Source organism: Bacteroides sp. AF39-11AC, from assembly GCF_003474285.1.
In the GTDB taxonomy this organism is placed as follows: Bacteria; Bacteroidota; Bacteroidia; order Bacteroidales; family Bacteroidaceae; genus Bacteroides.
In genome coordinates, this window is the sequence record NZ_QROH01000007.1 from 383,439 (window position 1) to 409,781 (window position 26,343).

Consider the following 26,343-nt stretch of genomic DNA (forward strand, 5'->3'; position numbering starts at 1 on the left):
TTCAGGGCTGCAAAGGTAACGATTTCCAGCGGGATATGACATCGTAAGCCTATATTATTGCATCAATTCTGCATAAAAGAGCACTTTATTCTTCTACTTTCAGTGGCAGGATGATTGTAAAGCGTGTACCCTTTCCGGGTGTAGACGCTACTTCGATCTTCCCTTTGAAGCGTTCGACGATTGTCCGGCAGATAGCAAGTCCCAGTCCTGTGCCTTGTTTGAAGGCGTCTCCTTTATAAAAACGGTCGAAGATATGTTCAATTACTTCTTTGGACATGCCTGTTCCGGTATCTTCCACAAATATATTTACACAATCGGAGGCGGCAGGCCGGTAGCCTATACGGATATTTCCTTCGGAGGTAAACTTAATCGCATTGTTCACCAGATTATTGATAACCTGACTCAGACGGGTGGGATCGGTATAAATGGCAACCTCCTGTCCGGGGAAATCCAGCAGTAGTTCCACACCTTTCTTCATATTCATGCTTTGTGCACTGCCTATCTCATTCAGTACTTGATGGAGGGAGATGTTGCAGAAGTTGAACTCCATGGTGTTCGACTCTATCTTGGAGAGGTCCAAGATGTCGCTGATCAGGACCATCAGCAACTGGCTGTTCTTTTCAATCAGAGAGGTAAATTCGATGATGTCGTCCTTGGTCAGGTCTGATTCTCCATAAGCCAACAGGGAGGAAAAACCTACGATGGCATTAAGTGGGGTGCGTATTTCGTGGCTCATATTGGCAAGGAAGATGCTTTTCAGTTCATCACTGCGCCGGGCTTTATGCAGGGCTTCGCTCAGTTTAGTCTCAATATCCTTATACTTCTGGGTACTCATACAGATGCCAACAATCCGAAAAGGAGTATCTTTCAACTGACCTACGTAGGTGGACTGGGCTTCAAACCACTCCCAGCTGCCATCGTCACGACGGAGGCGATATTCAACAGGGGATTCGTAAAGATTTCCGCCCAGTTGCAAGGTCAGGGCTTCAAATACCGATTGGCGGTCATCGGGATGTATCAGATAGGCAAATTCTTCGGGGGTGAGGGTATAGTCGCGGGTGGGAATACCCAGGTATTCAAAGTAGCGGGGATCGATAATCATGAGGTTACGTTCCATGTCGAATGACCACTGGAATATCTGCGTGCGGCTTAAGGCAATGTTCAGCAGGTGTTTTTGGGTTCTTTCTTCCAGCACATTGCGATAGTAGAGTACAATTCGTGCCAGTCGGTCTCCATCGTACACACCAATCAAAGCGCCTTGTATTAGGAAACTGATGTTGCGCTTCAGTTCATGTATGAAACAGTTGGAAGACAGAGGGATAATGCGTTGGCAACCTTCGTGTAATTCTTGTAAATAACGGGGTAGTACATTCTGTTTATCCTGCACTACTTCCAGTAGATCGACGACAGGCTTTCCAACGATGTCCGCATCCAACTGGAGTTCATCACTTGTCTGTTTGTTCACGCGCCAGATGCAGTCTTCAAGATCAATCATGGCAATGCTGACAGGCCATATATCAAACAATTGTTCAGCAATGGCGTTCACTATCCGTATTTCCTGAGATATATCGGGATTCATAAAGCTTATTGTTTATCGTATTGATGGCAAAGGTCGGGCTTAAACGAATAGGTGACAAGCAAACGGGAAGAAATCAATATTCCATTTTGGTGCAGATATATTCCATCGTTCACACCTTTACATCTTTTAACTGGGCTAGAAAGGATGGAAAGTTGAATTTAACTGTTATTTCTATGGATTATATATCAATATCTTTCAATTTTGCAAACCTAAAAGACAGGATATGAGTGCTACTAAATTCAAGATAAATGCAGACTTCATTGCCTACGAGTGTATCACGGTCAATGAACTGGAGCCATTATTGGAGAAATCTTATAAGACGGAAGGTGGTCTTTTTGCCCTTTGCAGCAAGGGTTCACTGAAAACAATTATTAATCATACCCAATACCGGATTCGGGCGAATGAGATGATAGCGATTCCGCCTGAGTGCTTCATCCAATTGCAAGCAACGTCGGATGATGTGAAGATACATGCTGTCATGTTCTCGCAACGACTGATCCAGAATGCTGGAATGGGCAAGAATATGATGGATAAGTTTCACGTTATCGGCAAGCATTATGTTTTCTCGCTGTCGGAGGTGGCTTTTCCACTTTGTATGGAGATGTTTGCTTTTCTGTCACACCTTTATAATGAGGTTGGGGAGAAGTTGAGTGAAGCTGTATTGCAGTCGTTCCTAAGTCTGATGTTGCAGGGGGTATCCGAACTTTGTCCAGAACAGGCGAAACTGAAAGAGACGCCGGGCAGCAGGCATTTCCATCAGTACCAAATTTTTGTCCGGATGGTACATGAGGAATATGCCCATGAGCACCAAGTGGTGTATTATGCCAAGAAGATGAATATGCAGCCATCCGCCCTTTGCAGGCTTGTCAAAAAGGAATCGGGACATACAGCGATGGAGATTATCAATAAGATGCTCATCATGGACGCCAAGACGCAACTACGCACGGAGAATGCGCCGGTGAAGGATATTGCGCTGAGTCTGGGGTTCAATAATGCCGCTTTCTTCAATAAGTTCTTTAAGAGACATACGGGAGTGACGCCGCAGATGTTTCGGAATTCGGTAAGATAACAGGATTGCAGAAGAAGAACGATTGTTTCTGCATTCCCAGCAAATGAAGATATTTATTTCATCTTGCGCTGCTTTGCCTTACGAAGCAGACGGCGGGCAGGAATGGCTTTTATTTCACCATCAGGTGTACCCACTATCACAGTTTCGTTCCGCTGTGCTTTTTTCTCAAGCATACGTTGCTCGGCCAGTGCCAACCCATAGTGCAACTTCTCGCTTAGTTCCTTCCACTCATCGTTTGACATAACTTTCTATGGTTTTAAAGAGTTCTACTTCATACATCCGTATCGGAAGACTGGGACCGCCTTCAGCAACAATAACGCGGTTCTCCCGACTATTATCCGCCAACAGCCAATAGTCTACACAGGACATATAGATGCCGAACAGATTATTTATCCCAGCTTGATAGCGCCGGCGTATAACTTCTTCCGGTATATCATGCCCGCCTTCACTGACACGCTGGCGTACGCGATTAATTGCCAGTTCCGGCAAATTCAGCCAAAAGTAGATGAGGCTGACTGATACCCTTTCTTCTGCGCCTGCCTCACAAGCCGGGCATAAGAACGGGTGGCAAGTGTTGTCTCAATCGAGAAGTTCTCCCCTTCCCGCATCAATTCTTCAATACGCCTCAGCATCAAACGACCTGCATCAATTGCCACGCCCTCAGGATTGAAAGGAGACAAGCCACGGGCAATCTCATCAGCGTTCACGAATTCCTTACATTGCAACACCTCGGGCAAAACAGTATAAGATGCCGTTGTTTTGCCGGCACCATTACAACCACTGATAATATAAAGCTGTTTCTCCTTCAGCATATTCTTATTAAGAATTTAGAGTTGCTAACATTTTCACCGTAGCAGTTGCGACAAAGATAAATAAACTCCCCCAAACTCGTGCACCACAAGCCATTATTTTTCAATCCCTCTCTGCCCGGTTCAGAGAAACAAGTATACAGAAAAGTACCCTTTTAGCGAACCTTTTATGCAGCAAACGAGTTCATTAAGAAGTACTAGAGACTTTTTGCGAAAAATACAACTACGTGCATTTAATAAAAATCCCTAAGTTTGCGTCATGAAAAAGTTACTGCTGACTCTGCTCACTTTCCTGATAGCCGTTAATGTGGCTTATCCGCAACTCGCCATCCGCCACCGTTTAGCCACTCCCCGACCTGCCGACTCGCTCGATATAGACTATTACTCCCACAAAAAGGGGCTTCAGGCGGGCACCATGGTCTTCGGTATCAATATGGGCGTCTGGACCTTCGACCGCTATATCCGTAAGGCCGACTTTGCCTACATCAACGGGCGTACCATCAAAGACAACATCAAACATGGCTTCGTGTGGGACAATGACGCCATGCAGACCAATATGTTCATGCACCCCTACCACGGCAGTCTGTACTTCAACTCTGCCCGGTCCAACGGATATAATTTCTGGCAGTCCGGCCTCTTCGCCTTCGGCGGCAGCTTCATGTGGGAGATGTTTATGGAGAACGAATATCCCTCTACCAACGACATCATTGCCACCCCCATCGGCGGTATGGCCCTGGGTGAAGTGACCTACAGGGTTTCCGACCTCATCCTCGACGACCGGAAAACCGGTTGGTCACGCTTCGGACTGGAGTTTGCCGGATTCCTGGTGTCCCCCATGCGCGGCTTGACCCGTATTATCAACGGAGATGCCTGGAAACGGCGTTCTACTTCGGGTAAGCAATTCGGTGTACCCGATGTAAGTGTGGATGTATCTCTGGGTATACGTACCTTGGAACTGAAAGACGAGATTCTGGACAAGGGTGTGGGTCTGGCCTCCGAAATCAACATCGAATACGGCGACCGCTTCGATGCGGAAGATACCAAACCCTACGACTATTTCTCCATCCAGGCGAACCTGAACTGGCAGAAAGATCAACCGGTCCTGGGACAGATAAACATCGTTGGCCGACTGGTAGCCAAAGAGTTGGTGAACACCTCAAAGCACTACCTAAGCCTGGGATTGTACCAGCACTTCGACTACTACGATTCGGACACTATATCGGCAGTATCAGCAAAAGTACCCTATAAGTTCTGTACACCCGCTTCCGTGGGCGGCGGCCTCATCTACAAAAGAAACCTCAAACGAAACTGGGGAATAGACGGTTACGCCTACCTTAACGCCATCCTTCTGGGAGGTGCCCTCAGCGACTATTATCAAGTGGACGAGCGCATCTATAACCTGGCCAGCGGCTACAGTAGCAAACTCAACTTGAACTTCACCTACAAGGACCGTCTTGCCATATCCACCATCTACGAAGTCTACCACATGTTCACCTGGAAAGGGTATCCCCAAGACATCAACTGGGACGAAGTGGAACCGAAAACGCTCAATGCTCAGGGCGACCGTTCGAAGGCCATTCTCCATGCAGTCGGCCTTCGGCTGGACCTGAAATTACGGAAGCAACTGTACCTCACCGGCACATTTATGAACTACACCCGCGATACCAAATACAGGTATCACGCCAATGTATTTTCCAATACTTCGGAAGGGCGTCTGATGCTGACTTATAAATATTAGAGACTTCGGAAAGGTGACGGAGGAAACATATTTTCCCCGTAATTTGTTGCAGAAGCCACAGGCAAACTTTATCTTTGCCACTATAAATCAACAAGAAAGGAGATGAGTTATGGATATGAGCCTTAAACTGGCAAGTAGCTACTTCGATATGCTGAAGTCACTGAGCGATGAAGCCAAACTACATCTGATAAAGATGCTCACCGACTCCATATTGAAGAAAGAAGCTAAGAACAGAACCGGCAACGGAAAGTTGGAAGATCTTTTTGGTGTATGGGCCGATGATCCCGAAACAGACCATATGGAAGAAAACATCTGCAAGGAAAGAACGAGCAACCGCACTCGCAAAATAGTATCCTTTGACGAATAAAAAAGTACTTGCTTGATACCAACATCTGCATTTTCTACATGAAAGGCAGATACCAATTGGATGAGAAGATAAAGAAAGTGGGACAGAAGAACTGTTACATCTCAGAAATTACTGTCGCCGAATTACTTTATGGAGTTTCGCGCAGCGGTAATAAAGAGAAACACTTGAAGCAAACAGCAGACTTTATTTCACAGTTCAAAGTAATGCCCATCTACGATGCCTTGCCCATTTTTGCCGACCAAAAGGCGGCACTGTGTGCACGAGGAGAACTAATTGATGATTTTGATATTCTGATAGGGGCGACCGCCATACACGGCGGCTTTGTAATGGTGACTGAAAACGTGAAGCATCTCAACCACCTTTCCCCTATCACAATAGAAAACTGGATTGAACGGTTCTGACCGAAATCTTAATCCGGATCACCTATTCATATATTTTCCATTCCCACAACCCCGCATCTCCCCGCAGAATATGCAGGCGGAGATAACGTGCCCCACCGATACCCACAGCCACATGAGGAGATCGTACCTGAAGTTTCTTTTCTTCGGCACACGCCTGCCAATACTTACCATCGGCAGACTTCTCCAGTCGCCACGTATGCCCTTCGGTGGGCTTGGTGAAATAGAACTGACATTCGCCAACGTTACGTATCTCTTTCAAATCCACCGTAATGTACGGACTGCTATCCGTAACGGCAGCCATCCAGCAGGTTCCGTTCGATTCATCGCCTACATGGGCAACCTGATAAGTATGTGTACGGGTATATTTCTTCACCGAGACTTTCTCAGGCAAAGGATCATTCGGTTGTGTCTCGATGTCTACCACCGCCGTACGGGGATCTTTCTCACTGGAAGCCCGGAAGTCAGCCTGCAACGCCAGATTCCGGCGTGTCTCCTGAGGGGCGGACAGATAGCCTACGCCACGCATATCGGGTACTAAGGTCTTGATGGTTCCGTCTTCATTAAATTCCATCCGGTTGGCATATACCTGGCGGGTAGTTCCACCGTCGCCATATTCCAAATAGAGGAAGATGTATTCATCCGTCTTTTCGTCATAGAAGATATTTCCGTGACCGGGACCCCAAACCTGGTTTTCGGGAGCGGAGAAGAGGAAGATATCATTACCTTCCGGCTTGACGAAACCACTAAGCGGAGATTCACGACTCATCATATAAGCATTGACATAGTTCTGATTTCCACTCAACGTATATACATAATAATAGATACCTTTCCGTTTAAATATCAACGGGCCTTCGGAATATCCCTGACGGGCAGTCTGCATAGTCAGCGGTTCACCTTCTATATGAAGCCTGTCTGCAGAAAGGCGGGCAGCCAGCCGACGGCGCCAGAAGAGGTAACCGTTGCCATCGTCATCAATAAAAGGTTCCCCGTCAATGTCATTTACGATAAACGGACTATCCGCACCTTCCGTTCCCGGAGCACAAAGCCCGTTACCTTCAGCAAAACGGAAAGGACCGTCCGGACGGTCTGCTATCATGACATACGTACCCATCTTTTCATCCGGTTTCACAAAGGTAACATAGAGATAGTAAGTACCATTCTGCTCAATCACCTTTCCGGGAGCCCAATAACGGAAATAACCAGTTTTCTTCTCCCCTTTATCATTCACCCAATCATAACCTTTCGCCCAGTCGAAACCCTGAATGTGCGAGCCTTCGAAGCTCCAGTTCACAAAATCTTTCGACTTCCACACTACCGGCGTTCCGGCACGACCGAGGCCATAGTCCAGGTCAGTGGTAGCATAGAGGTAGTAGGTATCGCCAAACTTAGAAAGCGAAGGGTCAGCCAGATTATCGGGAATCAGAGGATTATAATTACGGTTTGCTATCAAAGTTTCCACAACGGAGGCATCCACAGCAAAAGCCGTCCCGTGACGGATGCCACGAGGGAATGAAACCAGATCGGACACATCTTCCCAAGTTTCGCCATGATCCAATGAACGGACTGCACCGTAACGGTGGTCGCGGTATTTATCGAAATAAACATAGAGCGTATCACCCACAAACAAGGGGGCAGGTCCTTCCGCCCAGTAGTTTCCGGTGATAGAAGGGGAAACTTTAGTAGGGAATCCTTTCGCCAGATTTCTGGTACGGGTAATGCGGAGATTCTTTTCCGGCGGATTGGAGTTTTCATTCTTCACCACCATAATCAGTTCTTCGCTCTTCGGATCTTTCACGATGGCAGCATCAATGACACTGAAATCGGGATTGAAAAACATCTTGGTCTTCGAGAAGGTCTGGAAATCTTTCGTGGTTACGTAGTACATGCGATGGTTCAACCCTTTCTCACTCTCACTGGTTGCCACTTCTTTATGACGGCCTGGAATGGTGGTTGCCCAGAAGATATAATACGTCTGCGATGGTTCATCGTAGAAAAGTTCGGGCGCCCAACAATTGTGGGCAGTCGGTTCGTGCATCATGACGGGAATGGCTCGCTGCTCGCTCCAATGAACCAGGTCGCGGGAAGAGGCATAGCCGATAATCCGGTCGGTCCAACTGGAAGTCCAGACCATGTGAAAGGTGCCATCGGGTGCCTGGCAGATACTCGGATCACGCATCAGTTTATCTTTCCCCACGTCAGGGGTCAGGTAAGATTTGCCACCGTTCAGAGCAATCCAGTTCAGACCATCGTAACTATAAGCCAGATGCAGTCCGTCTCTGCTGTCGTTGATGAAATAAGAAAAAAGGTAAGCCGTTCCATTGGCACAGGTGGTCATCAGGGTGCCGAAACACAAAGCCAACCAGATAAGTACAGTTTTCATGGTTTATTCAAGATTAATGATTTCATTGCCTACAAAGATATAGCATCCCCGGAACATACCGAAATGGAAAAGACTGGAGAAATGAACCGATACCTGTAATATTGTGTAAAATTCAGTTGTCCAATCAGAAGAATTCCTCTACCTTTACACCGGTACATCAAATATTATAGATTATGAAAGGAAAGCGTAACGCGCAGGTTTATCAAGTAGGACCTTATCTAGCGGGTTGTGACTGAAGCATATCCCTGGCTGTGAATTGCTGAACGACGATAATCCCATCGCACACTTCAACCGGGAAACAGAGGAAGCCACAGTCTACGGTTCGCTTTGGAGCGGAAAGACGCCTTGCTACAAGAATGACTCTGTTCCTGTAGGGGCATTTGTACGACTGGAACAGGCTCCGATGAATGAGATTCAACGGGAGAGTCCAGCACGGACATTCGTATCGTTATTGCCGTCGTGTCTAATCTGAAGGAAGCGAGGGAATTGAATAATGGTGTCATTGAGACAGTGAAATATCTTGCTACCCATACTCCGGTGTATTTTCTGAAACGCTTGCCGGGCAAGGGAGGCAACGGAGATTTGTTTTAATACAATTAAGTAACAAGCTATGAGTGGCTGCGCTATGAACCGAAAGGCACTCGTAACTTGTAGCTCGTAGCTAAACCAATATTATGATAGATAACGGACGAAAAAGAATCATCCCCAACGAGGTACTGTTGCCCGAAATAGCACGCCTCATCAGCGAAGGACATACCGTAACCCTGACAGTCAGAGGAAATAGTATGAACCCATTCCTTGTGGACCGTCGCGACCGCATTGTTTTAGGTCCTTTTACCGATAACGATCTGCAACTGAATACGGTCGTACTCGCCAGAGATACGAACGGACGTATCATTTTCCACCGCATCACCCGCCGCAACGGCAAAGAGCTAACACTGCAGGGCGACGGTAATATACGGATAACCGAACAAACGAACATAGACGATGTCATGGGAATAATGATTGCTGCCATCCGTAAAGAAAAAGAATATCCATGCAATGGCCGTGTCTGGCAGCGCTATTCTTTCTGGTGGCTGAAACTGACCCCTGTAAGGCGATGGCTACTGGCGATATTCAGAAGAATCAGAAGAGTAACAACCCAATAAGTACGAATAATGAAAATCAAGAAATGTAGATTTTAACAATATCATTAGTCTAAACTCTACAGCAGCCCCTCTTTGGAAACATGTGGAAGGAACGGATTTCAATGCCGATACCCTTACCGACTTCCTTATGGAAAATGATGAAGTAGGCTCTGAAACCGCAAAGCGGGATGCAGAACAATTCCCAGTCTTCAACTCTCGAAGTTTCCCCTCAAACCCGTGCCAACTTAGTTCTCTCTCTACCAGATGGAATAGATGCCAATCTCAATGAACCGGATCATATCAAAGCATCAAACAGGTGATAAGGCTATATGCTTTACTTGTCAGATCTCTATCTTCGGGTAGAAAGATGTATTGCCGTGAAATTAAAAAAGGGAATTATCGTGATGATAACTCCCTTCTATTTCTAATTTTAAATTTGCTTTCGCAAAGTTCTCCAGACTTAAAACAGTTTGGCAGGATATTCACCCGCATCCACTAAAGCCTGGATTTTATCTACAACGCTTTGGCGATCTTCAGGATATGTTACGCCAAACCATTTGCTTGTAGTATCGAGGACTTCGCATGTAGCGACACCGTCCTGAATCAATTTATCTACCATCAACGGGATGAAGAATTCACTCTTCAGGTTCTCCATATTCTTCGGATCGCTCAGGAAGCTCTTGAAGAAATCGAAGCTGTATGCGAAGTAATCGGGAGTAAAGCCCCAGAAGTTCATGCTTACCGGAGTAGTTTCGGGAGTAGCCGTCCATTCGCCATTATCGTCAATGTATTTCACTTCGCCATCCATACGCTGAATCTTAGTGCGTTCTACAACAGAAGTCAGCAAGTTGTTGGCATCCGTACCGCAAAGACCGCGAGATACAGTACCGCTATCACTCAACGTATTGCCAATACGGAAACCTACCATTGAATATACATTCTTTGAACCTTCGGGCAGTGCAGAAAGGAATTTACCCATTACCTGGAAAGAATCGCGACCATAGAAGTCGTCGCAGTTGATAACGGCAAACGGTTCCTGAATTACATCAGCACCCATCATTACGGCGTGGTTGGTTCCCCAGGGTTTCGTACGACCTTCGGGGCAAGTGAAGCCTTCGGGCAAATCGTCGATAGACTGGAACACCAATTCGCACGGGATATGACCTTCGTATTTGGAAATAATTTTATCACGGAAGTCTTTCTCAAAATCCTTACGGATTACGAAAACGAGCTTACCAAATCCGGCGTTAATGGCGTCATAAATTGAATAGTCCATAATAGTTTCGCCATTCGGACCCAGTCCGTCCAATTGCTTCAAGCCACCGTAACGGCTGCCCATTCCGGCTGCCAATAAGAATAAAGTTGGTTTCATACTTAGTTATTATTTAAAAAGGTTAGTGTATCCTTGTTTTGATTACGGGGCAAAATTACAAAAAATAAAGTCAAGAAAGGTAGACAATTGGTTCATATTTTAGCTCTATCGTACAAAACCCACCGTTAGAACGGATAACCGATAGCAAAATGCCATGCCATGCCATCTTTAAACTTCGGAATATTATAATATCCTTTCTTACCTGTATCATACGGATCATGCAGTGCCACTCCCCAGTCGAAACGGAATACAAGGAAGTCCAAGTCATAACGCAGACCGGCACCTGTACCCAAAGCAACCTGTTTCGGGAAATTCTTCAACGTCAACTGTCCATCGGGACGATCTTTATCCTTACGCATCAGCCAGACATTACCTGCATCGAGGAAGATAGCTCCGTGCAGGTCGCCGAGGATACGGAAGCGGTATTCCACGTTTGCTTCCATACGGATATCGCCCACGTGGTTGATATAGGAATACTTTTTCTCTTTATCGGGTGGATAACCACCGGGGCCGATGCTGCGGGCAGAATAGGCACGGATGCTGTTGGCGCCACCAATATAGAACTGTTCGGTATAAGGCGCAGTCGTTGCATTTCCGTAGGACCAGATTACTCCTCCTGCAATACGGGAAGCAATCATCTGGTTCTTGTCTATCCTGTAGTGATAGCGGAACTCCGAATTCAGCTTCAGGAATTGTGCGAAAGGCACTCCCAGCAATTTCTTGTCTTCCTTGCTGAACGGTTGTCCGAATGCCTTGTAAATCAGCGAGGTCAGGTTACCGGCAGAGCCGAGTGTAGTCTGCCACCAGATGGGATTACGTACATTGCGAAGAGAAGCGTTATCATAAGTGTAGGTATATTCCATCTTCGGAATAAACTGATTACGGAGGCTGATGTAAAGAGCCGGGTTCTGAGCCTGTATTTCCTCAAAAGCCGCAGTCGGATTGCGCAGCACATTAAATGTCAGTTGGAAGGGCGTAATACTATGTTTCCGGGTAGGCACAGGCTGAAAGTCATACGTGACGTTTCCACCGAAAGCAAGCAGTTTGTAGTACTTGGCACGGTTCATCTGATCTATATAGACGCGGAAGGTAGTGGAAGCCGGGAAGTCATATTCCTTGGTACCCATCCGAGGGAAGACGATGCGCGGGAAGGTAAGTGCAGAAGATAATCCCAACTCGTAGCTATTCATCAGCGAGCTGCTGTTCTTACCCGTCTGCCATTCATAAGAGCCGTTCACTTTCACATTCCAGGTTTCACCACCACCGAAAACGTTGTTCTTCGTTACGGTGAAGGCGGCACCAGGACCGGTCTGGTTATTGCTCTTCATGGTGACATTAAAGTCCAGCTCAGCATCATAGGGTTTATCCAGCATGGCACGGATATTCACATCCAGCGTATCGGAAACGAGTGCCGTATCGCGGGGCGTGTATTGCATCTCCAGATAACGGAAAATACCTACACTTGCCAGACGCTCTTGAATACGGGTTTGCCGATACTGGCTATACAACTTTTCCGGACGACGGCGCATACCTCCCTTGTCCAGTTCCTGGCGCTTCCGTTGGTAGCCTTGGTAGTTCAGCCAGCGGTGGAGCATATTTGGACGTATCTTCAGTTTATCGTAATAGTGTATCCAGAAAGTCTTGTAATAGAGGCTGTCATTCGGCGTTTGCCCTTGCGGACCGTGGAGGTAGAAATTAGTTTTACCTACAAAGAAGGGGCGTTCGGCGTCCTTCGGCATACCGGGAACAGGAATCATACGCAGGCTGACGTGTCCACCGGGAACGAGGGTTGTATCGGCCTGGTAAGTCAGATAATCGGGACGGAAATAGTAATACCCCATATTACGCAACAAACCGCTGATGCGGGTACGCTCACCATCAAGATCGGTAACATTGAACTGTTCACCCGGGCTGATCAGGGAGCGACGGCGGCCGAGGTTGATAATCTGCATCGTCGTACTATTGAAACCCCGATAATAAACGGTATCAATGAAGTACGGGTTGCGCATATCTACCGTGTATTGCAACTTCGCTTTCAGGCTGTCCTTGGGATTAACGAACGTTTGATAGCTTACCGTGCCATTGAAGTACCCGTAATCATGCAGGATATTTGTCGCTACTTTCTGTCGGATGTCCGGATTAACGGAGGATATGAGCACGGGAGTGGCGGCAAAGCGATTGAATATCCATTTGCCAAAGCCTTTCTTATACTTCACAAAGCCATTGTACACCCACAGCCCGAAAGGGAAAGGGATGCGATATTCGGAACTACCGAGCAGGGAGTTATTAGGAGCTTTAGCAAGCGCGGCTTCCACTTCTTCCATAGCGGTCACGCCTACCTTGGTATCGGAGCGGTTCTCTACAATCATCGGCTTCTGACCGGTGTAGAGCACTTCGCCTTCGGGCAGGTGCTTAGTAGTGGAGCAGGCTGCCAGAAGCAGGGTTGCAAGGAGGATGTATACGAGTTTCTTCATTTTGATTCTTCTATATATTATAAGGTGATGCACCTACCACCTCCCCCTTCGGGTACTCCTCCTCCCGGGAGGAGGAGAATTGAGAATGATGGGGTTGTGGCATTGCGCTATACTAATTCTTAAATTGCGCTATTGTTATTTCTTTTACACTATTCGCTCACAGGTTCTACTTTCTTCTTTCTCTTGAATATGAACAACTCACTCAGGCGGTCCATCTTACGGCGAAGCACAAGACCGACACCTGTCTCGGTTATCTCACCATCGAGCACACTTTCATAGTTCTTGTTGTGGAACACGCGGATATAGCGTGTACCACTATTATCCAGACGATACTCCAAAGAAATATTATCGATGAACGATTCTACGTCATTCGTTGCATTGGCGCCACTAGATACCTTTCCGCCGATTACAATCTGTATACGATCATTGAAGAAACGCTGAGAGTATCTGAAACTGTAGTCCGTTTGTTTGTCCCCCGTTTCGGCAGCCGTACGGTCTTCGATGCCCACACTGAGGGAAGCATTCTTCAGGTTTCCGGTCAGCGCATTAATCTGACTTTGCAATACACTGTTCAGCGCAGAGCCCATGGTCAGACCACCACCTTTTCCACCGTTATAAAGATACATACCGGTGGCAAGCATGGTGATAGCCTGCTTACTTCGCTCATCGACGCTCATTCCTGCCAGTTCGCCCTGTACAGTGGCGTCTTCGGGAGCACTCAGGTTAAAGCTCAAATCAGGGTTTTCCAAACGGTTCTTGATGCTGATGGAAACGTCGAAGTTCACCATGCGCGAACCGCCATCATCGCCATCGGACACAGAAGCACGTACACGTTCCGTAGCCGTCAGGTTGAGCGAAGGGTTCATCGGATTACCCGTCCAGTCCACATAACTTCCATTGACAAACTGGAACTCTTTCAGCGGAATAACGGGCAAGGCGTATTTCATCATACCACCGATCAGGGTATAGCGACCGGACAATGTAAGATCGCCTTGCGGAGTATATTGCAGGTTCAGGTCACCTCCACCTTCCAATTCCACACGGCTGCTACGGTCGGGGCTGAGGTCGGCACGCAAACGCACGGCATCATCAATGTGCACAGACAATAACATATCCATACCGCCAAGCGACATGGTAGGTACCTCTGTTGCCCGCACCGAAGTAGTGTCCGTGAAAGAAGTGAACGTAACAAGTTCACCCAAACGGTCTTCTACTGTCAGAGGAGAGTCAGTCAACACATAAGTCACATCTGTGTTGCCCAGCAGATTCATGTTTCCACGCATGGTCAAACCATCCAACGGGCCACGTACTGTGGCATTCAAATCTACGAAGATCTTACCGTAAATCATACTTTCCTTGGTACGGGGAGCATCGAGCAACGTGTAATTCTGTGCACGCAGGTTCAGCTTCGCCGTCGGATTCTCCATATTGCGGAAGTCTACGTTCCCGTCTATCGTAAAAGGATTACGGCTGGTAGTGTATATAGCAAACTTATTAAAGATAAGTTGATTATCTTCTATCTTCAGCGGGCGATTATCAAACCAATAACGTGCCCCTGCCTGACGGGCATAGACAGATACACTGTCCAGTGAGAGGTCACCACTCAATTTAGGCTTCTCCATGGCACCACTGATATAGAGCCCACCATCGATGTCACCGGTAAAGGTAACTACCTGGTCGGGCATGAAAGCATTGGCAAGCGAGAGTGGGAAGTGCTCGAAAGTAGTGTTGACTTCAAGCGAATCGCGCCCGTTGTTCTGGGTCAGTACGGCATCAGCAGTCATTACCTCCTGGTCTTCCGACCGGAAGTAGGCATTCAGATAGTGCGTACCTTTATCACCCGGGAGCCAGGTGGCGCCCAATCCGATGTTACCTACCGGCTGTTGTTCGTAAGTCAGCTTTTCCACACCGGCTTCAGCGGAAACTTGCAGTGAGGTTGCCGTTTGTATATAGTTTGCTTCCGCAGAGAAAAGTCCCGTGATACGGGGCATATAAGGCAGAATGCCACTTAGTTTATCCAGGCGGAAACGAACGAGTTCCAGATTGATATTCTGTAGGGAGACGGTGTCGGAACGGTCAGATTGCATGCGGAAGCAGAGTCCGTCATCGCTGTCCATATCCACATTGGCATAAACGCGCATATTCTTGTGCAGATAAATCCAGTCGCTATTGTCTACGAAACGGAACTTCTGGTAAGCAATGATAGGCTCGGCAGGTGTCAAGCGGAAGGCAATGCCATTGCCCCGGCCCCGGCCCTCTATCAAAGGACGGGCATTGATACCGAGATCAAGTCCGGTATCTCCCTTGGCGTCCACATAATTCAGGGTCAGTTCGGCATCTTCGTTGCGGATTTCACCCGTCAGTGTACTGCGGAAGACAAACTGCGGATTTTTCGGTCCGTTTATAACACCCCCCTGTAACTTCATGCGTGCAGTGTCCTGGCTGATGGCAAAGAAAATGGTATCCAGTTGCAAGGAGTCCATACGCAAGCCATGTATGGCAGTACGCCCGTTGATACCGCGCCGGGGCGTGGTACCGAAGCGAAGGATAAAATCATCAAAGGAAATATCCTTTGTTGCCAGGAAGTAACTGACAGGATTCTGCTTACCGGCTTTCAGTTGCATACCGGCTGAGGGTAGCGCTCTCCGTAATTCCGCATGGTCGAGTTGCTTCAATTCTATTTGCCGGCTAAGAAGTGCGGCAAAGGCAGTACCCTGATCCATCAGCTTCTGCAAGGTGCTGCGGGCACGGAACTGAAAGTCGAGGTCGCCTGCATCCATGCTCATCTTGATAGAATCATGGCGCGCTTCGGCACCGAGAGTGAAAGCGAAAGGATACTGCAATGGTTTGGGAGAAATACCTAACTCATGTAGACCGACATTCTCCACATTCATAGTAACCTTACCATCCAGATATTTACGGTCAAGACGCATATCAGCATCCGCCTGCATCTTCAGCAGGGCATTATCGCTGGTCATGCGTACAGTGGCAAGAGCGGATTTCAGTCCGGCTGTCAGGTCGATACCGGAGATATTCCAGTGTCCGTATTGTAATTCGCCGAGAGAAGCTTGTACAGCGGCTAAAGTACGGTGGTTGGCGGGATCGAATCCCTTTCCTTTGGCGGTAACCTTGGCTGAAAGGTTATAGATAGAATCTTTAGGCAGGAAGTGGTGCACTTGCAGGGCATCCACATGAAGGTCTGCCTGATAGGCTTCGGTAGAAGTGTTGTAACGGGCCAGCAAAGTCAACACCCCTTCACGTTCTTTTAACTTCAGACTGGCATCGTAATTGGGACCATCCAAACCAAGTCGTGCCGCCAAGTGCATACTGTCCGGCACTACGATAGAGCCATCCGGAGTGACGCCTGTCAGCCCGGTAAGGAAATTCAGATTCTGCGTGCGGATATCGAAATCAATGCTCCCGTTGCGCGTCAGACTGTCAGTAAGATTCCATATTTCACCACCACCATTCAGGGTAAAAGCCCCTGGCAGATCGATGTTGAAGCGGGAAATCTGCATCTGCTTGAAGTTACCTTCCGTACCGGCGCGGATAGTCAAAGGACGGAAAGGATATGCATCCTTGAATGTATCAGGCAAGTCACCTGCAAAAAGCATCACGTCCTGCTTGCCGATGCGGGCATTGAAACGGGCGGAGAGCCGTCCGGAAGTGGGAATTTCCACCAGCTCCCAATAAGTCTGGGCAGTGAAATCCATTTCGCTATGTGGGGTGAGCAGTTTTAAAGAAGGCACCTGAATGACAGTGGAATCAGCAAATACCCGTCCCGTCAATGAAGTAATGCTCAGACCGGAACGCTCGTTCATGGAGAATTCCCGGATAACGGCATTGATGTTCCGTCCATGATAAAGCACGGAGTCCACTCCAATACGAATATCCCTCAAGGCTATGTGCGAAGCATCAAAGCCGGGAGCAGGTTTCACACCGGTACTATCAGTAGCCGCAAGACTACCGGTATCTATCAGGCTATTAATGGCACTGAGCAATTGACTACCCGTATCATAGTTCACCGTAGTACCGCTCAATTCAAATTTCTTCAGACCGTACATCTGTCCGCCCAGATCAGCAACCGCATCATCTACCTCCGCATCGCCCAGACGGGCAGCAAGACGCATGGAATCCAACGGCATTTGCAAATCGACGGAAACGTTTTTCAGTGCCAACCTGTGCAAGGCTACTTTCCAGTTAAGGGCAGTAGTCGCGGTGTCCGGTTCGGCAGTGGTAGTGTCGTTCATCACAACGAGCATATGAGTATCACTCAGTTCCACACGGTTGATGACGGCATCTTCTTTTTTCAGGTCTATACCGTGACTTTCGAGGAAGAAGCGCCCCAGCACACCACGTATACAAATACCATCTATCAGATCGGCAGAGTTCAGAAAAACTCCGTTCACAGTTACCTCATCTAATTCTACTTGTCCACGTATCAGCGGCCATGCCTGCACACGTACGTTCAGGCTTTCCAGTGTCAGCAGAGTATCAGGAGTTTGTTTCACGGCAAGGGAGTCGCCGGGAGCAGAGGAAATTTGTTTATCTGCCTGTACAGGCTGAATCACCTGCACACCGCGTACCAGCAGGTTCAGCGGAAAGCGGAGGTCGATACGTTCAACAGATATATCCATACCCGTTGCCTCGGATGCGATGGCAGTAGCTTGCTTCCGTATCAGGTTCTGTACGGGAGGAATATAAAGCAATACCATCAGTATTACAAACAATATTATAGGGGTGAGCAGTATCCACACCACCCATTTCAGCCATTTTCTTCTCATTAGGACATCAATCGATAGTCAGTGTTAAAATCGTTACAAAGTAAACAAATTCTAACGACATTTGGTTGATGTAGAAGACAAAAAGGCTATTTATTCCTCTACCTGCGCTACGATATCTTCAATCTGAGCAAGTGCTGAGAAAGATTTCTCTTTTATCTTTTCACTGAATACTTGTCCGCGTGAGGCTTCAAGTTCTTTCAATAAAGCAACAAGTTCATTAGCTCCCAATAAAGTAAACAGAGGAAGCATCTTATGCCCCATGGCAGCTATTCCATCTGTATCTTCAGCATTTAATGCCTGTCGCAAGCGCTCAACATTCAGACGTGTTTCTGTAACAAAACTTTCCAGAATAGATGTTGCAGCAGCAGAATCATCGCCAGAGAAAGCGGTGAGGGCAGAGAAATTTAATGCAGAAGCAGCTTCAGTTAAAATCTTATCCGTTTGTACAACATTCGTTTCTATGTAATTCTGCGAAGTAACAAGATCTGTCTCCCTCCTTTCAATATCCAATTCAGCAAACAGTTCATTCACCATAAACGGTTTGTGCAAGCTTCCGGCAAAACCATGTTTCAGAAACTCTTCACGTTGCATATCACTACGGGCAGTCACAGCAATCACAGGTATAGTCTTAGCTTGCGGAATATTCGAAGCACGCAACAGGTTCAGCAAGTCAAAACCATTCATGGCGGGCATTTGCACATCGGTAAGTAATACATCGAAAGTATCAGTACGGAGGGCTTCCAATAGTTCATCCAATTGCAGACAAGCAACAGAAGTAATACCACTCTGTGCAAGCATAGCAGAAGTGAGAGTGAGCTGAATACGGTCGTCATCAATCAGGAGGATATGCAAGGCAGAAGTCTGAGCAGGTAAAACAGAATCTTCATTCTTCTGTTCATTCACTCCGGAAGTATCATTCAAAGCCACCGGATACAAAGGTACCCGCAACGTAAACGTACTCCCCTTTCCGAGCACACTATCCACTTCTATACGCCCTTCCAGCAGTTGTACCAGCATACGGACAATAGATAATCCCAAGCCGAATCCTTCCTCCCCCTGTGCTCCCGGCAAACGGGTAAACTCCTGAAAGATGCGTTCACGGTCACCGGGTTCCATTCCCTTTCCCGTATCAATAACAGAAAGCTTCAAATGATTTCCGGAGAAAGCCGGATCACCTTTCGGCACAAAACAGGCAGTCAGCGTAATGCCACCTTCCGAAGTGAACTTCACTGCATTGGAAAGCAAGTTATTAACAATCTGGCGCAAGCGTAAAGGGTCACTGATAAAGGTTCCTTTCAGTTCAGGATCTATCTCACATTTCAAAGACAATCCTTTGGCAGAAGTCAACGGTTCAAAGCTGACGTATATTTCTTCCAGCAGGTGTGCAGGATGGAAAGTAACACGGTTTATCTCAGCTTTATGCAAGTCGAGGCGATGAAAATCGAGCAAATCGGTAACAAGTTTCAGCAGGTGCTCCGAGGAGGTTTTCATGTTGTCCAGATAAAAGCGTTGCCGTCCGTCGACAGTGAGCCGGGAGAGCAAATCAGCATACCCCATGATAGAACCTAAGGGAGCCTTGAAGTCATGAGTAATGGCAAGCATCAGCTTTTCGCGGGAGGCAAGCAACTCTTCGGCAAAACGATTGGCCTCTTCCAATTGACGCCGATAACGGTTACTACGGGTAACATCCCGCCAAATCATGACAAGAAAGATAACGGACAACACAACAGCCCCCGCAGCAATGCCTGAAATAATCGTAGCAGAACGATATCGTACTGCTTTCTGATACTCAGCCTCTTCACGGGCACGCAGCAGAGTTTCCTGTTCATATCCTTTCAAAAGACTATCAATACGAGCACTCAGCGCATGATCAAGGCGTTGCAAAATTCGCTTACGACGCTGCATCACACTATTAGTTGCTTTCTTTTGCTGGGCAACAGTACGTAATTTCGCGTGCAGGGAATCAACAGGATTATAGGCATCAAGCACAGTATCCGTAGCAACTTCAAGGGTAGTTTGTACCTGGACAGCAGAATCTTTGCGTGGTGGAACGAAAACTTCTCCCAGACGGCGGAAGAAACCTTTCTTCTTAGGTTGTGTCACAACGGTATCACGACGGGCAGTAACACGACGTTGCACACGCTGTTGGGTGATAATGGTATCCTGTTCAGCTATAATCTGTTCCACCTCTCGAGCGGAAATCATGCTGTCATTGGCTTCGCTCAACGTACGCAATAAGCGGACCGTATTAGCATCTTTTTCCCGCAAAAGCCCTATCAGACTATCTGTACGCAAGATATCGCTATTATCCGAGCTCATAAGGTTCTCCATTTCCCGACGCACGAAGAACAGGGAATAAAACAAGACTGCCAACAGGACCACATAACCGGCAGCTATCTTCTTCTTGGAGACATTGTTCATACTTTATATTATTATAGTGACAGGGGGTTAATATCACTTTCCCTCATCTCGTTTTATAACGGAAACGCAGCCAAAGCATAATACCTGCACTCGTCAGTCCGAATGGGAAAGCCATCCATACACCAACCGTACCCCAACCCAGTACGAAACCACATAGGTATCCTACAGGCAAAGATATAACAAAATAGGAAATAAATGCAATGAACATCATCGGTTTTACGTCCGCAATACCGCGCAGGGCATTGGCAAAGCTGATTTGCAGACCATCACCAAACTGATAAACCAAAAATGGAAGGAACAAAGAAGACACCATGGCAGAAACCTCCACACTATCCGTGAACCAGCTCCCCACATGATTGCGCAATAGGAACACGATACTCAGAAGCACCACTGCCATTGCCAAGATGAGGTGATAACCGGCATATGCCGAACGACGGACATTCACCATATCGTTCTGCCCCTTGAAGTTACTGACACGAACGGCAATCGCCGCCCCCATCCCATAAAACATCATAAAGGTGAACTGAGAAATAGTAAGCATAATCTGATGCGACGCCAAAGCAATGGTTCCCAACCAACCGACCATGATTGTACTGAGGCTGAATGAAGCCGTTTCCATGCCCATCTGCAAACCAACAGGCCAGCCAAGTCCATTCAGTCTTCTGAACATTTGTTTCGACCATCCCAGGCGGAAGAATCCCGCCTTATATCTTAAGAATCTGCGACTACGGAAAACAATCAGTGCAAAAACAATGACCATAACAATACGTGAAAACAAGGTACTGATACCCGCGCCCAACAACCCCAATTCCGGGAAACCGAACTTTCCGTAAATCAGTATATAGTTACCTACGATATTCAATGCATTTCCACCAAGAAGCACCCACATGGCTGTCTGTGTTTGGGTGATGCCATCCGTGAATTGCTTAAAGCCATTAAATAGCATAACAAATACCAGGGATGCCAACAGAATCAGGAAATAGGGTTTTATCAAGGGAAGCAGTTCCTCGGGCTGTCCCATGTATTCCACACAGAAATAGACGACAGTCATGATAAGCGTCAGCAACAGTGCCACCAACACATTGGCAAGCAGACTTGAACGCAAAGCTTGTCCGGCCTCCATGAAACGACGGTTGCCGTAGAATTCACCCACCACAGGCGTCAGTCCATAAGAGAAACCGGTACTGAAAATAATGCAAAGTGTAAAAAGATTGTTGGTGAAAGAAGCGGCAGCCAACTCGGCCGTGCTGTGGTGTCCCACCATCAAGGTATCGGCAAATCCAAGAACAATGACCCCCATCTGGCCGATAACGATGGGAAGCCCTAAGTAAAAGAGGGCTTTATAGTGCCCCTTGTATGTAGCAATTAATCTATTCATTTATCTTTCTCATAATATAATACCACCGAGTTTTCCTCACGGAAAGCCTCTTGTGCAACTGCCTTCAGCTGCTCTGCCGTCACTGCGCGATACCGCTCCACCTCACGTTCTATATCCTCCGCCTGCCCGGTCAGTTCGAACCATGCCAGATTTGTGGCTACATTCAGGTAATTGATATTCCCGAATATCTGGGTGGATTCAAACTTATTCTTTACTTTCTCCAATTCCTTTTCTTCTATCGCCACTTGCTGTAACTCCTGCAACTCTTTACGTACAGCGGCCTCAGCCTGTTCCAGTGACACTCCGGCCGACGGTTTTCCACTGATATGCAGTAATCCCGCATCACGCGTTCCCGAAATATAAGCATCTATGCCGGAGAATAATTTCTGTTCCTGCACCAACCGACGGTTCAAGCGACTGGAACGTCCGTTACTAAGGATATCTGAAAGGATGTCAAAGGCGTAATAGTCAGGATGCCCGCGACTACACATATGATAGGCCATGAACAGCGCATCCAAGGGAACAGGACGTTTCACTACCTGCCTGCGTTCCTGTGTCTGTACGGGTTCCTGCGGCAATTGTCTCACAGGCACATCCCTGCGGGGAATCGGGCCGAACCATTTTTCTGTCAATCGAACAGCTTCTTCCCATGATATATTTCCGGTAACGGCAAGCACGGCATTATTAGGTGCATAAAAGCGGTAAAAGAATGATTTCACTTCCTCCAGTGTAGCTTGTTCGATGTGCGATAAATCCTTCCCGATGGTAGGCCAGCGGTACGGATGCACCTCGTAAGCCAACGGACGGATAAGATGTCCCACATCTCCGTAAGGCTGGTTCAGACAACGCTGTTTGAACTCCTCCATGACCACACCGCGCTGCACCTCAAGGCTTTGTTCACTGAATGCCAGCTCCAGCATACGGTCGGACTCCAGCCAGAAGCCAATCTCTACATTCGACTTGGGGACGGTGAGGTAATAGTTCGTAATGTCATTGTTCGTCCAGGCATTGTTTTCTCCACCTGCCGACTGCAAAGGAGCATCATAGTCGGGTATATTCACAGAACCGCCAAACATCAGATGTTCAAACAGATGGGCAAAGCCGGTATGTTCGGGATCTTCGTCTCGGGCACCTACATCATAGACGATGTTCAGTGCTACCATCTGAGTACTGAGGTCCTGGTAATGCACCAGTCGCAGACCGTTATTAAGACAATATTTATTTATTTTCATAAAATAGCGATTGTTACTTATTGGTGGAATTAAAGAATAGGTACGCGGACGTCCGCCTAATCCGTGTCGTCCGCGTACCTATCTGTTTTGAACTAATTTCACCAACAGTTTAGTCCAATACTGTCACTTTCTTGATCTTCACATCCTCTTCCGGGCGGTCGCTACGATCCGTTTTTACCTGTTGTATCTTATCTACTATATCCATGCCTTCGATCACTTCACCGAACACAGTATATTCACCATCCAAGTGTGGAGTACCACCTACCGTAGTATAAGCCTTCACCTGCTCCGGTGTAAAGTGGAATTCCGGTTGTTTGGCAACTTCCGCCTCAGCCTGTGCAAACAGTGTATCCTGCAAGTTCATCAGACCATCCTGGTCATTTTCCTTACGCATCTTATAGATTTCCTTCATGTGCTTCTGTGCTAAAGCATTGAACACAGTAGTCAGACGATTCTGATTCATCTGGTTCTCCATCCCCAGCAACGTAGTATCATTATACACTTTACCCGTCACAATGTAGAACTGGCAACCTGATGATTCCTTCTTCGGATTCACATTGTCACCCTGACGCGCAGCCGACAATGCACCTTTCTTATGGAAATACTTCGGATAAACAAACTCAGCCGGAATAGTATAACCTACATCGCCTGCACCCAGCATCTTTCCTTTCGGAGCATTCTTTGACTCAGGGTCGCCTGCCTGTATCATAAAATCCTTGATGACACGGTGGAACAATGTACCTTCGTATGTACCCTCTTCCGCCAGTTTGATGAAGTTATCACGATGTTGCGGCGTCTCATTATACAGTTTCACGATAATGTCACCCGCAGTTGTTTCAATCTTCAATTTAGTTTCCTGATCCATGTTTCTATCTTTCTTTTGTCCCGATTGGCAAGCTGTAACGCTGCAAATCAGTATGGTTAATAATACGATGAAATTCCTCTTCATAACGCTTTTTATTTAAATTAAGTTTGCAAATATACGATTTTCAGACAAATCGGTTTACCTTTGTGTCTTAAAAGAGACAAAAGATAAGGCAATGAAATCTATACTCATCGTTGAAGACGACATTACTTACGGTATGATGCTGAAGACCTGGTTAGGCAAAAAAGGCTTTCAGGTAGCTTCCGTCAGCAGTATCGCCCGCGCCCAGAAACATTTGGGAACAGAGGGTGCCGACTTGATTTTGTCCGACCTGCGTCTGCCCGACAAGGACGGCATCGACCTGTTGAAGTGGTTGGGAGAGCAAGGTCTGTCCATTCCACTCATCATGATGACGAGCTATGCTGATATACAATCGGCGGTGCAAGCCATGAAATTAGGTGCCAGCGACTACGTTGCCAAGCCTGTAAATCCAGACGAACTTCTAAAGAAAATAAGTGAGGCTGTGAAACAACCCGCTGCTTCTCCCAGACAAGCCCCCAGTTCCGGGAAAGGAGAAAGTACCCATCAAAAAAATGCAGGCAACACTCCGTCTTCCGACTATCTGGAAGGAGAAAGTGATGCAGCCAAACAACTCTATAATTATGTAAGACTGGTTGCCCCCACCACTATGTCGGTGCTGATCAATGGTGCCAGCGGAACGGGCAAGGAATATGTAGCCCACCGTATCCATCAACTCAGCAAGCGTGCCGGACAGCCTTTCGTCGCCATCGACTGTGGCTCCATCCCTAAAGAACTTGCCGCATCGGAGTTCTTCGGACACGTCAAAGGTTCATTCACCGGAGCATTGACAGACAAAACAGGAGCCTTTGTTGCAGCCAACGGAGGAACCATCTTCCTCGATGAAATAGGTAATCTCAGTTACGAAGTTCAGATACAACTGTTACGTGCTTTGCAGGAACGAAAAATCCGTCCGGTAGGTTCCAATAAAGAAATCACTGTAGATGTGCGCCTGGTTTCCGCTACGAATGAAGATTTGGAACAAGCCATCGAGAAAGGAACTTTCCGTCAGGATCTGTTCCACCGTATCAATGAGTTCACCCTACGCATGCCCGAACTCAAGGACCGGAGAGAAGACATCCTTCTCTTTGCCAACTTCTTCCTCGACCAAGCCAATCGGGAACTGGACAAACAATTGATCGGATTCGATGATGCAGCATCCAGAGCTTTGCTGGAATACCACTGGCCGGGAAATCTGCGACAGATGAAGAATGTGGTACGCCGTGCCACCCTATTAGCGCAGGACCAACTTATCACGTTGAAAGAATTGACCGAGTTGCAACAAATCACTCATCCTCACGTAGGTCTGCCATTGCGTAATGAAGAAGCAGAAAAACATCAGATAATTGAAGCATTACGGCAAACGGGAAATAACAAGAGCCGGGCAGCTCAACTGTTGGGTATAGACCGCAAAACCCTGTATAATAAACTAAAACTTTACGAAATAGAGAGCTAAAAAGGCTCTTCGCACCGTTTCCCAACCGCATCAGGTCCGTACCTACTCCGTATCTATACAGTTAGAATAGGTACGGACTTGATACGGCGTTGGTACGGGCTTGACACGGACTTGGTATGCAACAGAGCACCTTAGTGTGGAATTTTTCCACACCTGATTCCACACTTTCCACACAATTCCACACAATTCCACACTGTACCACATATTCCAAAACCTTCAATAATACTAATAATCAACAACTTACCCGATTACCCTTCTCACTGGCACGTGCTTTGCAACTATATTTTATGTAAGTGTCAAGCTTCCTAAATCAAAAAAAGGAAACCTAAACCCTTAACTATAAAATATATATTTAGTATAACTATAAAAAGCAAATGATTATGAAAAAGTTAGTATTAGTAGCAGCCCTGTTTATGTTTGTTTGTGGTGGTTCTTTCGTGGCAAACGCTCAGGACCCGGTAAAAACTCAACAGCAACAACCGGCAACGGGAAATACTGAAGAGCCCAAAACCGCTGAGCCTGCCAAGGAAGAACCCAAAACAGAAGAACCAAAGGCAGAGGAACCGAAAGCTGAACAACCCGCAGCCAACGCTCCCGCCAACGGTACTCCTGCAACGGAAACACCTGCACAGCCTGCTGAATAATAGTAAGCACACTGACATAAAAGCCGTTCCCTACTTGTCTATTCTGGGGAACGGCTTTTGTCGTTTCTAGTCCCAACCCTATCATCTATTTTCTTGCAGAAACTCAAATACCTACTTATAAGTACTTCATCCCCCAACGACATCCTTAAATTACCAACAAATAGCGATT

The 26,343-nt window shown here is 47.1% G+C and carries 19 protein-coding genes and 1 pseudogene; 9 read left to right on the forward strand and 11 right to left on the reverse strand.

What is annotated here, in order from left to right:
• Positions 1-85 precede the first annotated feature (85 nt).
• On the reverse strand, positions 86-1,579 hold the full coding sequence (locus tag DW036_RS17215) for a cell wall metabolism sensor histidine kinase WalK (protein WP_118465470.1): 1,494 nt from the start codon (positions 1,577-1,579) through the stop codon (positions 86-88).
• A 223-nt stretch (positions 1,580-1,802) separates the two neighbouring features.
• On the opposite strand from DW036_RS17215, the gene DW036_RS17225 reads away from it, so the two are divergent.
• The gene (locus DW036_RS17225) at positions 1,803-2,648 is read left to right on the forward strand and encodes an AraC family transcriptional regulator (RefSeq protein ID WP_118465472.1); all 846 of its coding nucleotides are present in this window, start codon (positions 1,803-1,805) and stop codon (positions 2,646-2,648) included.
• Between the two features lie 53 nt (positions 2,649-2,701).
• Here DW036_RS17225 and DW036_RS17230 read toward each other — a convergent pair whose 3' ends face one another.
• Positions 2,702-2,890 (reverse strand): hypothetical protein, encoded by a 189-nt coding sequence (locus tag DW036_RS17230; protein ID WP_007667596.1) that lies wholly within the window; start codon positions 2,888-2,890, stop codon positions 2,702-2,704.
• Positions 2,877-3,460, reverse strand: a pseudogene (locus tag DW036_RS17235) (zeta toxin family protein). Before DW036_RS17235 ends, DW036_RS17230 begins: the two are co-directional and overlap by 14 nt.
• 256 nt (positions 3,461-3,716) lie before the next feature.
• On the opposite strand from DW036_RS17235, the gene DW036_RS17240 reads away from it, so the two are divergent.
• The 3 genes from DW036_RS17240 to DW036_RS17250 all read left to right on the forward strand — a co-directional run bounded on the left by DW036_RS17240 (position 3,717) and on the right by DW036_RS17250 (position 5,963).
• On the forward strand, positions 3,717-5,195 hold the full coding sequence (locus DW036_RS17240; RefSeq protein ID WP_118465473.1) for a DUF3943 domain-containing protein: 1,479 nt from the start codon (positions 3,717-3,719) through the stop codon (positions 5,193-5,195).
• Positions 5,196-5,304: 109 nt separating this feature from the next.
• Positions 5,305-5,562, forward strand: coding sequence for a hypothetical protein (locus DW036_RS17245; RefSeq protein ID WP_118465474.1), 258 nt, complete (start codon positions 5,305-5,307; stop codon positions 5,560-5,562).
• Positions 5,563-5,570: 8 nt separating this feature from the next.
• Positions 5,571-5,963 (forward strand): type II toxin-antitoxin system VapC family toxin, encoded by a 393-nt coding sequence (locus tag DW036_RS17250; RefSeq protein ID WP_316242759.1) that lies wholly within the window; start codon positions 5,571-5,573, stop codon positions 5,961-5,963.
• Positions 5,964-5,985: 22 nt separating this feature from the next.
• Here DW036_RS17250 and DW036_RS17255 read toward each other — a convergent pair whose 3' ends face one another.
• Positions 5,986-8,343, reverse strand: coding sequence for a family 43 glycosylhydrolase (locus DW036_RS17255; RefSeq protein WP_118465476.1), 2,358 nt, complete (start codon positions 8,341-8,343; stop codon positions 5,986-5,988).
• A 256-nt stretch (positions 8,344-8,599) separates the two neighbouring features.
• Between DW036_RS17255 and DW036_RS26050 the strand changes: the two genes are divergently transcribed.
• The 3 genes from DW036_RS26050 to DW036_RS17270 all read left to right on the forward strand — a co-directional run bounded on the left by DW036_RS26050 (position 8,600) and on the right by DW036_RS17270 (position 9,759).
• Positions 8,600-8,815 carry a hypothetical protein gene (locus tag DW036_RS26050; protein WP_233560483.1) on the forward strand — a complete coding sequence of 72 codons (216 nt, stop codon included), beginning with the start codon at positions 8,600-8,602 and terminating at the stop codon, positions 8,813-8,815.
• Positions 8,816-9,017: 202 nt separating this feature from the next.
• Positions 9,018-9,491: a S24/S26 family peptidase gene (locus tag DW036_RS17265; protein WP_118465477.1), complete on the forward strand. Its 474-nt coding sequence runs from the start codon at positions 9,018-9,020 to the stop codon at positions 9,489-9,491.
• Positions 9,492-9,534: 43 nt separating this feature from the next.
• Entirely contained in the window at positions 9,535-9,759 is a 225-nt protein-coding gene (locus DW036_RS17270) for a PqqD family protein (protein WP_255421317.1), read from the forward strand.
• A gap of 171 nt (positions 9,760-9,930) precedes the next feature.
• Here the strand turns inward: DW036_RS17270 and DW036_RS17275 are convergent, their stop codons facing one another.
• From DW036_RS17275 to DW036_RS17305, 7 genes are all read right to left on the reverse strand, one after another.
• Positions 9,931-10,842: a nucleotidyltransferase gene (locus DW036_RS17275; RefSeq protein ID WP_118465479.1), complete on the reverse strand. Its 912-nt coding sequence runs from the start codon at positions 10,840-10,842 to the stop codon at positions 9,931-9,933.
• Positions 10,843-10,967: 125 nt separating this feature from the next.
• Entirely contained in the window at positions 10,968-13,316 is a 2,349-nt protein-coding gene (locus DW036_RS17280) for a BamA/TamA family outer membrane protein (protein WP_118465480.1), read from the reverse strand.
• Positions 13,317-13,465: 149 nt separating this feature from the next.
• Positions 13,466-18,100 carry a translocation/assembly module TamB domain-containing protein gene (locus tag DW036_RS17285; RefSeq protein WP_118465481.1) on the reverse strand — a complete coding sequence of 1,545 codons (4,635 nt, stop codon included), beginning with the start codon at positions 18,098-18,100 and terminating at the stop codon, positions 13,466-13,468.
• A 90-nt stretch (positions 18,101-18,190) separates the two neighbouring features.
• Complete coding sequence (locus DW036_RS17290; protein ID WP_118465482.1) at positions 18,191-20,521, reverse strand: hybrid sensor histidine kinase/response regulator; 2,331 nt, start codon at positions 20,519-20,521, stop codon at positions 18,191-18,193.
• A 43-nt stretch (positions 20,522-20,564) separates the two neighbouring features.
• Positions 20,565-21,899, reverse strand: coding sequence for an MATE family efflux transporter (locus DW036_RS17295; RefSeq protein ID WP_118465483.1), 1,335 nt, complete (start codon positions 21,897-21,899; stop codon positions 20,565-20,567).
• Positions 21,896-23,131, reverse strand: a complete 1,236-nt coding sequence (locus DW036_RS17300; RefSeq protein ID WP_118465484.1) for a pitrilysin family protein — start codon at positions 23,129-23,131, stop codon at positions 21,896-21,898. Before DW036_RS17300 ends, DW036_RS17295 begins: the two co-directional genes overlap by 4 nt.
• 109 nt (positions 23,132-23,240) lie before the next feature.
• Positions 23,241-24,080, reverse strand: a complete 840-nt coding sequence (locus DW036_RS17305) for a peptidylprolyl isomerase (RefSeq protein ID WP_118465485.1) — start codon at positions 24,078-24,080, stop codon at positions 23,241-23,243.
• Between the two features lie 91 nt (positions 24,081-24,171).
• Here DW036_RS17305 and DW036_RS17310 point away from each other — a divergent pair, with 91 nt between their 5' ends.
• Together DW036_RS17310 and DW036_RS17315 are read left to right on the forward strand one after the other, a co-directional pair.
• Entirely contained in the window at positions 24,172-25,530 is a 1,359-nt protein-coding gene (locus DW036_RS17310) for a sigma-54 dependent transcriptional regulator (protein ID WP_118465486.1), read from the forward strand.
• A 380-nt stretch (positions 25,531-25,910) separates the two neighbouring features.
• Positions 25,911-26,174: a hypothetical protein gene (locus DW036_RS17315; RefSeq protein ID WP_021967645.1), complete on the forward strand. Its 264-nt coding sequence runs from the start codon at positions 25,911-25,913 to the stop codon at positions 26,172-26,174.
• Positions 26,175-26,343: the final 169 nt, after the last annotated feature.

Bases quoted from the DNA above. Each gene is read 5' to 3' on its own strand.
- DW036_RS17245 (WP_118465474.1), top strand. From the start codon at position 5,305: ATGGATATGAGCCTTAAACTGGCAAGTAGCTACTTCGATATGCTGAAG.
- DW036_RS17285 (WP_118465481.1), bottom strand. From the start codon at position 18,100: ATGAGAAGAAAATGGCTGAAATGGGTGGTGTGGATACTGCTCACCCCT.
- DW036_RS17300 (WP_118465484.1), bottom strand. From the start codon at position 23,131: ATGAAAATAAATAAATATTGTCTTAATAACGGTCTGCGACTGGTGCAT.
- DW036_RS17290 (WP_118465482.1), bottom strand. From the start codon at position 20,521: ATGAACAATGTCTCCAAGAAGAAGATAGCTGCCGGTTATGTGGTCCTG.
- DW036_RS17275 (WP_118465479.1), bottom strand. From the start codon at position 10,842: ATGAAACCAACTTTATTCTTATTGGCAGCCGGAATGGGCAGCCGTTAC.
- DW036_RS17280 (WP_118465480.1), bottom strand. From the start codon at position 13,316: ATGAAGAAACTCGTATACATCCTCCTTGCAACCCTGCTTCTGGCAGCC.
- DW036_RS17315 (WP_021967645.1), top strand. From the start codon at position 25,911: ATGAAAAAGTTAGTATTAGTAGCAGCCCTGTTTATGTTTGTTTGTGGT.
- DW036_RS17230 (WP_007667596.1), bottom strand. From the start codon at position 2,890: ATGTCAAACGATGAGTGGAAGGAACTAAGCGAGAAGTTGCACTATGGG.
- DW036_RS17265 (WP_118465477.1), top strand. From the start codon at position 9,018: ATGATAGATAACGGACGAAAAAGAATCATCCCCAACGAGGTACTGTTG.
- DW036_RS17310 (WP_118465486.1), top strand. From the start codon at position 24,172: ATGAAATCTATACTCATCGTTGAAGACGACATTACTTACGGTATGATG.
- DW036_RS17255 (WP_118465476.1), bottom strand. From the start codon at position 8,343: ATGAAAACTGTACTTATCTGGTTGGCTTTGTGTTTCGGCACCCTGATG.
- DW036_RS17295 (WP_118465483.1), bottom strand. From the start codon at position 21,899: ATGAATAGATTAATTGCTACATACAAGGGGCACTATAAAGCCCTCTTT.
- DW036_RS17240 (WP_118465473.1), top strand. From the start codon at position 3,717: ATGAAAAAGTTACTGCTGACTCTGCTCACTTTCCTGATAGCCGTTAAT.
- DW036_RS17225 (WP_118465472.1), top strand. From the start codon at position 1,803: ATGAGTGCTACTAAATTCAAGATAAATGCAGACTTCATTGCCTACGAG.
- DW036_RS17305 (WP_118465485.1), bottom strand. From the start codon at position 24,080: ATGAAGAGGAATTTCATCGTATTATTAACCATACTGATTTGCAGCGTT.
- DW036_RS17215 (WP_118465470.1), bottom strand. From the start codon at position 1,579: ATGAATCCCGATATATCTCAGGAAATACGGATAGTGAACGCCATTGCT.